8 protein-coding genes and 1 pseudogene are annotated in these 7,684 nt (G+C 51.1%); 2 read left to right on the top strand and 7 right to left on the bottom strand.

Annotated features, from left to right (window positions below):
• Window positions 1-465: pseudogene (locus AQR02_RS05245) on the bottom strand (alpha-N-arabinofuranosidase); the annotation flags it as partial.
• A gap of 242 nt (window positions 466-707) precedes the next feature.
• On the opposite strand from AQR02_RS05245, the gene AQR02_RS05240 reads away from it, so the two are divergent.
• On the top strand, window positions 708-1,130 hold the full coding sequence (locus AQR02_RS05240) for a peptide deformylase (RefSeq protein WP_342447440.1): 423 nt from the start codon (window positions 708-710) through the stop codon (window positions 1,128-1,130).
• A 166-nt stretch (window positions 1,131-1,296) separates the two neighbouring features.
• On the opposite strand, the gene AQR02_RS05235 is transcribed toward AQR02_RS05240, so the two are convergent.
• The 4 genes from AQR02_RS05235 to AQR02_RS05220 form a co-directional block, all read right to left on the bottom strand.
• On the bottom strand, window positions 1,297-2,232 hold the full coding sequence (locus tag AQR02_RS05235; protein WP_054939675.1) for a 5'-3' exonuclease: 936 nt from the start codon (window positions 2,230-2,232) through the stop codon (window positions 1,297-1,299).
• A gap of 28 nt (window positions 2,233-2,260) precedes the next feature.
• Window positions 2,261-2,626, bottom strand: a complete 366-nt coding sequence (locus tag AQR02_RS05230; protein ID WP_054939674.1) for an arsenate reductase family protein — start codon at window positions 2,624-2,626, stop codon at window positions 2,261-2,263.
• 328 nt (window positions 2,627-2,954) lie between these two features.
• Window positions 2,955-4,022: an RluA family pseudouridine synthase gene (locus AQR02_RS05225; RefSeq protein WP_054939673.1), complete on the bottom strand. Its 1,068-nt coding sequence runs from the start codon at window positions 4,020-4,022 to the stop codon at window positions 2,955-2,957.
• 1 nt (window position 4,023) lies between these two features.
• Window positions 4,024-4,587: a cob(I)yrinic acid a,c-diamide adenosyltransferase gene (locus AQR02_RS05220; RefSeq protein ID WP_054939672.1), complete on the bottom strand. Its 564-nt coding sequence runs from the start codon at window positions 4,585-4,587 to the stop codon at window positions 4,024-4,026.
• Between the two features lie 204 nt (window positions 4,588-4,791).
• Here AQR02_RS05220 and AQR02_RS05215 point away from each other — a divergent pair, with 204 nt between their 5' ends.
• On the top strand, window positions 4,792-5,487 hold the full coding sequence (locus AQR02_RS05215; protein WP_054939671.1) for a hypothetical protein: 696 nt from the start codon (window positions 4,792-4,794) through the stop codon (window positions 5,485-5,487).
• 344 nt (window positions 5,488-5,831) lie between these two features.
• On the opposite strand, the gene AQR02_RS05210 is transcribed toward AQR02_RS05215, so the two are convergent.
• Together AQR02_RS05210 and AQR02_RS05205 are read right to left on the bottom strand one after the other, a co-directional pair.
• Window positions 5,832-6,713 carry an alpha/beta fold hydrolase gene (locus AQR02_RS05210; protein WP_054939670.1) on the bottom strand — a complete coding sequence of 294 codons (882 nt, stop codon included), beginning with the start codon at window positions 6,711-6,713 and terminating at the stop codon, window positions 5,832-5,834.
• Between the two features lie 32 nt (window positions 6,714-6,745).
• The gene (locus AQR02_RS05205; RefSeq protein ID WP_054939669.1) at window positions 6,746-7,375 is read right to left on the bottom strand and encodes a TetR/AcrR family transcriptional regulator; all 630 of its coding nucleotides are present in this window, start codon (window positions 7,373-7,375) and stop codon (window positions 6,746-6,748) included.
• Between the last annotated feature and the right edge of the window lie 309 nt (window positions 7,376-7,684).

Here is a 7,684-nt window from a genome sequence, read left to right as displayed (position 1 = left end):
GCGCAGCTCTGCCATCGGTGAAACTCCGTTAAACGTCAAATATTCCACCCATTCGGACATTTCCTGAACGGTTCCACTGCCTACATTGCCGTTAATGTAAGGTTCACATTCCAGCATGGCGCATAACTCCATAAATTCATGGGTGCCAAAATGGTTATTCTCCACGGTGCCGCCCCAGTGTGTATTGATCATCCGTTTGCGGCCTTCGCGCGGACCGATGCCGTCCTTCCAGTGGTATTCATCCGCAAAGCAGCCGCCCGGCCAGCGGAGCACCGGAATCTTGATTTCCTTAAGCGCTTCCACAACATCGTTGCGGATACCCTTTGTATTGGCAATCGGCGAATCTTCGCCCACCCAGATGCCTTCATAGATACAGCGTCCCAGATGTTCAGCGAAATGTCCGTAGATGTTGCGGTTAATGGTTCCTTTGCGGATGTCCGTGTTCAGTACCATGCGTTTAGCCATTTAGTTATCGCTCCTCTAAAAGTTAATAAATATATTAATCACTTAACAGTTATATTAATATTATAATCAAGATTCTTCATATTCGTCAATCTTTATATTAAGCACTCCTGACCGTATGCATGGGACCGGGACGCGATAAAAGCCGACACTCTCTTCGCATACCGTAAAGATTAATTTCATTGTCTTGACTAATATCCAGATGATATTATGGCAGGGACAGCTAACAACAAAATAAAGCAGACATGGAGAGTATGATGATCAGACCTATTTGTAAAGATATGAACATTTTAAGCCAGCGGTCCGCTCCGGCAACCAGGGAGGATGTGCAGGTGGTAGATGACCTTCTGGATACACTTCGGGCAAATGCAGACCGGTGTGTCGGTATGGCGGCTAACATGATCGGTGTCAATAAGCGCATCATTGTGTTCAGCGTCGGGCCAATGAACATACCTATGATCAATCCGGTCATCACCAAGCGTACCCAGCCCTATGAAGCTGAGGAAGGTTGCCTCTCACTGGAAGGCGTACGGCAGACTATCCGTTATCAGAGCATTGAGATAGAGTTCTTCGACCGTAACTTTAAGCAGCATAAGCAGGTTTTCACCGGCCTGACCGCGCAGATCATTCAGCATGAGGTCGATCACTGCGAGGGGATCATCATTTGAGTCTGGTATGATCTATTGGTCTGCGAACCGATAGCTTGTATCTGTCCTCCACATTCAAAAAGCGCCTTCGGACCGTAAACGGTCCAAACGCGCTTTTTTTGTCAGAACAATATTATGAAACGGACATGTCTAATTCCGGCAAGATTTCTGCCCGGTATCCTTAGCGTTAACCCAGATCCCCAAGTTCAATCTGTACAATGCCCCGCTCATCACGCACCTCGCCCATCTCACCGATCAGATGCATGAGGCTGCCGAACTCCAGCTCCTGGAATTTGCGCGCCGCCGTCTCACGCTGCAGCTCCCACAGGCATTCAGCCAGGGTGCAGACAACCGGCACATCACAGCGGATTTCGGCTAGCTCCCTCGACAAATGCAGCATATCCAGATCTGCCTCAATCTTAGAGCGCACACCCTTCGGCAGCAGATGCAGATTCTCAATTACACCTTCGACGGTGCCGTATTCGGTAAGCAGCTTCAGCGCTGTCTTCTCGCCGATGCCTTTTACGCCGGGATAATTGTCACTCGTATCACCCATGAAGCCCTTCAGGTCAATGACCTGTCTGGGCGTAAGTCCTTTTTCCTCCAGCAGCTCCGCCGGATCGTACACCTTATAGTTGGAACGGCCTTTTTTCATTATGACGACCTTGACGTTATCATTGACCAGCTGCAGCATATCGTGATCACCGGTGAGGATGTAAACCTCAGACTCCCCGCCGTAGCAGGCTGCCAGTGTGCCGATGCAGTCATCCGCCTCATAGCCCACAAGCCCGATATTCGGCACGCCCAGCTCGGCCACTACTTCCTTGACCAGATCAAACTGCGGAATCAGCTCCAGCGGCGCATCGATCCGGTTAGATTTGTAACCGTCATACTTCTCGGTACGGAAGGTGCCTTTGCCCATATCCCAGCAGCAGACGACATGCGAAGGCTCAAACGTGCTCACCGCGTCGAAAAAATACTGCAAAAATCCGTACACCGCATTGGTCGGCAGACCGGCCTTTGTCTTGCGGATATATCCTCCATACGAGGTTGCATAAAAGGCCCGGAACAGCAGAGCCATTCCGTCGACGATCATTACCCGGCCCGTTGTTGCTGAACTCATGTGTAACCTCTCCTTATATTCAATCAGATTAGGCGTTGCTCCAGGCTTCGCCGTATTGTTCTTCCTTATAGCCGACGGTGACTTTCTTGCCGTCTGTCACTACCGGACGTTTGATCAGCATTCCGTGGCTCGACAGCAGCTTAAGCTGTTCGTCTTCACTGAGACCGGCCAGCTTGTCCTTCAGCCCAAGTTCCTTATAAACTTCCCCGCTTGTATTAAAAAACTTCTTCAGCGGAAGTCCGCTGTTCGCCACCAGCACACGCAGCTCCTCTACTGTAGGCGGCTGCTCGGCAATATGCTGCAGTTCCAGCTCATGGCCCTGGTCCTTCAGCCATTTCACTGCACTGCGGCATGTGCTGCATTTCGGGTATTGATAGACTTTTAAGTGACTCATAACTGACTCCTTCGGCACTCATTATTAATTAAGACTGGGCCACACTGCCCCCATTACGATGATTAACTGCCCTCTATATCAACTAAGTGGAAATACTCCATCTTGTCCGCTAAATTCCGCTTCCATGGAGCATCTAGTGGGAAAAAGTCCATCTAATAGGAGCGGACTCTCTTCACATCCCAGATTCCGGTAAAAATAATTGACCTTTTTCCACCTAATGTACTCCAGTTACTAAATAAGCCTCGTATTAGCTGGAGAAATTCCACTTAGATGCTTCATGCCCCTTCCGGATTGCTTCCTCATCCCGGCTTACAGCAGTTCCGGGAGTTCACTCCGCTTCCGTCCCTGCTTCCTGCCGCAGCTTCTGCTGCAGCAGCGCCATATCCGGCGGCAGCGGCGCTTCGAAGACCAGCTCCGCAAGCCCTACCGGGTGCTTGAACGAGAGCCGCACCGCGTGCAGCGCCTGGCGCGGGATCGCCGCATCCAGCTCGGCGATCCGGGCAAGCTGCGCCGCTTCCTCCGGCGTCAGCTCGTCCCTGGCTGGAGGCAACAGTTCGGCCTCCAGCTCCGCCATTGCCGCCGGTGGTGGCAGCTCCGCCTCCACCGGCCCCCGGCCATACAGCCGGTGGCGGTACATGCCGTCGCCGATCAGCGGGCAGCCGATCGAGCTCATATGCACCCGGATCTGATGGGTGCGTCCGCTCTCCAGCTTCAGCTCGACCCGGGCTGCGCGGCCCGGGAAAACCTCCTTAACCTCGTACCGGGTCAAGGAGGGATAACCATCCGGCGTCACGATCCGCCGGTGCGGCTCTGCCGGGTCCCGGTCAATCGGGCCGTCGATATCACCCGCAGGAAGCGCAGGCACGCCGTGCACGAAGGCGGCGTAACGCTTGTCTACCGTGCCGGCAATCATCTGCTCGGAAATATGCTGGTGGCTGTAAGGATTCTTGGCAATCACCAGCACCCCGGAGGTCTCCTGATCCAGGCGGTGGACCGGACGGAAGCGGTACTGCTCCCCTTTTGCCGCCCAGTAATGCACGACTCCGTTCGCCAGCGTATCCGTGTAATGTCCGTGTGTCGGATGCACAATGATGCCTGCGGCTTTATTCACCACCAGCAGATGCTCATCCTCATACAGAATGTCAAAGGGGATATCCTGCGGCAGAATATCCTCCGATGTTTCCTGCTCCATGCGGATCTCCACCCGGTCTCCGCTGTTTACCCGGACACTGATATAGACGCGTTCTCCGTTCAGCATGATGCCCTGCTCCGTCATCTTGAGCCGGGACAGCAGCTTGCGGGAGACATCCATCCGCTTCTGCAGGATGGTTTTAAGCAGCCAGCCGTCTTCCTGCGGCGGCACTATATACGTAATCGGTGAATAGTAGCTGCTCATGTTAGTTGCGGAACACCTTTTTACTGCGCACATATTCTACGTCAGCAATCCCCAGCCGTGTATTTGCCGTCCGTGCGAGCGCAAAGAAATAGTCCGAAAGCCGGTTCAGGTAGATAACCGCCTCCGGATTGATATCCGCACTCCGCCCGAGGGTAACCGCACGCCGTTCCGCACGCCGGCAGACTGTACGGCAGACATGGAGCACAGAAGACAACTGGCTCCCGCCCGGCAGGATGAACCGTTCCAGCACCGGATTCTCTGCCTGCAGCTGATCGATCCAGCCTTCCAGCCGCTCTGCCATTTCGCTTTTAACCTTGAATTTATTCTCGCTCAGCTTCACAAAAGCCAGATCCGAGCCGCAGTCAAACAGCTCATGCTGAATCTCCAGCAGCTGCTCACGCACATCGGTGAAATTGTCATCCTCCATCAGGCTGCGGGCCTGCCCTACAAAGCTGTTCAGCTCATCAATCGTGCCGTAAGCCTCGACGCGGACATCGTCCTTGCCTACCCGGCCGCCGATCACCGATGTCTCTCCTTTATCTCCCGTACGCGTATAAATCGCCATGGTGTTCTTCCTCCCCCTCACACTCAAATCACATAAGTATAGTTTAATCGCAACTGTGCAAATTAGGCAAATGAAGCCCGGCATTTCTCCCATGTCAATAACTGCCTTGACGCGGGAATCCCGGACTTCTTCATGTATGCTCACGGTTTACGGGTAATAGGGATAACAGACCTTTATCAATCCCGCCAAAGGAGGCTCAAGGGTATGCATGTAAGAATTCATCCGAAGATCGAATCTGCGGATACGGAAAGCCAGCTTTATCCAATGGTGTTCCGCATGTCGAGATGGAATTATGTGATCGCCGCGTTTACCGTTGCCGTGTCTCTTTTTTTCATCTGGCTAGGATTCTTCGAGTCTGAAATGACATTAGCAGTCTTACTGACTGCGCTTGGTATTATTCTTCTGGGATTCAACGTTATGTATATCATTCAAGTTAAGAATGCCTTCATTGAACTAAATAAGGATACGGTGCGTTACCGGAAATACCGCAGAATAATTACATTTGATTTAGACCAGATCTATGTGGAGCTCCTGGAAGATGCATTTTTTCTGTACAGCCCTCAGCATACACGGATCGATATCGGCAATTATTTTACAAATTCGACCCTGCTGCACTCGCTATTGTATAAACACAGTGAGGAGAACATCTCCAGAATAAAAGGGACTCCGCATGAGGATTTTACCGGCTTCAAAAGCTTTACCGGAAACGTCTCCAGTATTAACAAACGCAAACAGCTGCTTAGTCATGCAGCTTTTGTACTGCTATTCATCGGTGGCAACATTGTTAGCTACCTAAATGCTCCCGAGCGGGAATTCATCTATCATTTTCTGTTCTTTATTGGTACTGGTACGGGTTACGGTGTGGCCTTGTACACAGGCAGACGCCGAGGCGGAAAGTGATATACGGGCAGACATCACTCACACAGGTCTGAAGCCCAGAAATGAGACTCCTTCCATTACTGTATCCCTCATTCGGGCCAGAACCTCCCGCTGCACCTTCCCCACCCTGGCTTAGATCCGCATAATGGCTATGGTAGGCATAAGAGAACAAGTGCCTGTAATTAATGAAAAAATCAAGCCTGAACATCCACTCCGTGTTGCTGTTCCCGCGCTTATCCGTTCATAAATGAACCGAAAAACGCTCTGACGAACTTCTCCCTCTCCGCGCCCTCAGGAACAATTTTCACAGCCCATCAGAGACAATACTTTAGCGGCAATCGATTTCTCCAGCATTGTAATCCCCTCTATTCCTTAAGAAATCTAATCATCTCCCGGTTAACGCGTTCCGGCTGCTCATGATTGACACCGTGGCCCGCACCCTCGATCACCTTATAGCTAAAATCCCCGTCCTCTAATAAACTTACAAAGTCTTTCTTATGGTGCAGCTTGTAATCTCCGATCAGAAAATAAAGCTTATCTTTGACTATAGCAGCGACCGCTTTATCATAGGGCTGGAGACGGTGGACAAACATTGCCTGCTGGTTGTGGCTCTTCATGAGCAACACCAGATGCTCAGCCACTTCGGGATGTTTTTCGGCCAGGCGCGATTCCGGCGAGCTTAGCTTATTAAATACCTTAAGCAGATTTTTACGGGTGGGCACCACAATTTCCGGGAACATCATCAGCAGCGTCTGTACCATGCTTTTTAACGGCGCAGTGATCATTCCTCCTTCCATACAGACGGCCCTCAGGACTCTTCCGGGCTCGTTAACCGTGTAATTGAAGGCCATATATGCACCGTTCGACACACCTGCTACATAAAATTGTTCTATCTTCAATCCACCTGCGACGCTGTTAATCCAATCGATCTGGTCAAAGTTACGTTTATTAAAATTCGCACCTGGTATGCTTTTGCCGGGCCCTCCCAGCGTATCCACTGCTATACAGTAAAAATGCCGTGACAGCTCCTTTATGTTCAGCAGCCACATCACCGCCGAATTATCGCCTACCCCGTGGAACAGGAGCAGAGGCGGCAAACCGGCCTCACCTGCCGTAATACAATGTGTTATCCCGTACGGAGTTTCAATATCCAGCTCCTGAAACTCTGCCCTCCAGTTCCCGAGCAGTTCATTGTAGGAACGGAGAACCTGTTCTTTGCCGGCCTCGCTTTTAAATACCTTGACCATGTCTGATTCCACCTTTGCGGATATAGAATGGGCTAACGATCTCTTTTCATAAAGCGCAGCACCAGGTCTGTAGAAGGAAATGGACTCTGTTCCGTGGTCTGCAGTCTGGCAATTCCCAAGCCTTGGACGAATGAGAAGTAGGCAATCGCCAGCTCCAGCGGATTACCTTCTACAATATCCATGTCCTGCTGGCCCTGAGTAATCAGTGGAATCAGATGTTCAAAAGGCTCTCTGATCTTCTCTTTAGCGATGCGCTTCGCTTCTTCCGGGATCGATTCGGCCGTTGCTGTCTGGAGCTGAATCAGCCGCCAATGCTGCATCGCAAGGCTGCCTTGGGCAAGAAATGCTTCGGTCAGCCAGCCTATCCGCTCCCATGCAGTTCCGTCCATCGCCGCCGCAGAACGGACGGCGAGCCCGGCCCCTGTTGAGGCAAACTCTACTATTCTGTTGAAAATTTCTTCCTTGGACTTGAAATACATATAGACATACCCCTGGCTGAACCCGGCGCTGGCGGCGATATCCTTTATCTTGGCACCGGCAAACCCTTTCTTTGAAAAGACCTCAACCGCATGGATCATAATCTGCCTGCTTGCCCGGTCCGGAACCATTTTTTCGAACGTTTCATTGAACCGCTGCTCCAGCCACTTGCTTTGAATGCTCATAGGCACCTCCAAAATGAATGATTGTTCATTCATAATCCATTATAAGGAATTTTTTAGAAATATACAGTCATATTTCTAGAGTAAAGGGCTGGCCTAGCCAGCCCCTCCTCATCAAACCGTACGTGAGGTTTTCCCTCATACGGCTTTCCGATGTTCATCAATCATGTGCATGTAGATCACAATGACGTTTTTAGTCCATACATGCTGGCCATATACTTGACTTCAGATCGTGAACTCATCCAACTCCTACGTTGTCTCTTCTTTGCATACCACCGGGTGAACCGTTGCAGAATATACCAATCGAGCTTA

The organism is Paenibacillus ihuae (assembly GCF_001368795.1).
In the GTDB taxonomy this organism is placed as follows: Bacteria; Bacillota; Bacilli; order Paenibacillales; family Paenibacillaceae; genus Paenibacillus_AQ; species Paenibacillus_AQ ihuae.
The sequence above is the reverse complement of the archived record's forward strand: the minus strand, read 5'-3'. Positions and strand labels throughout refer to the sequence as shown.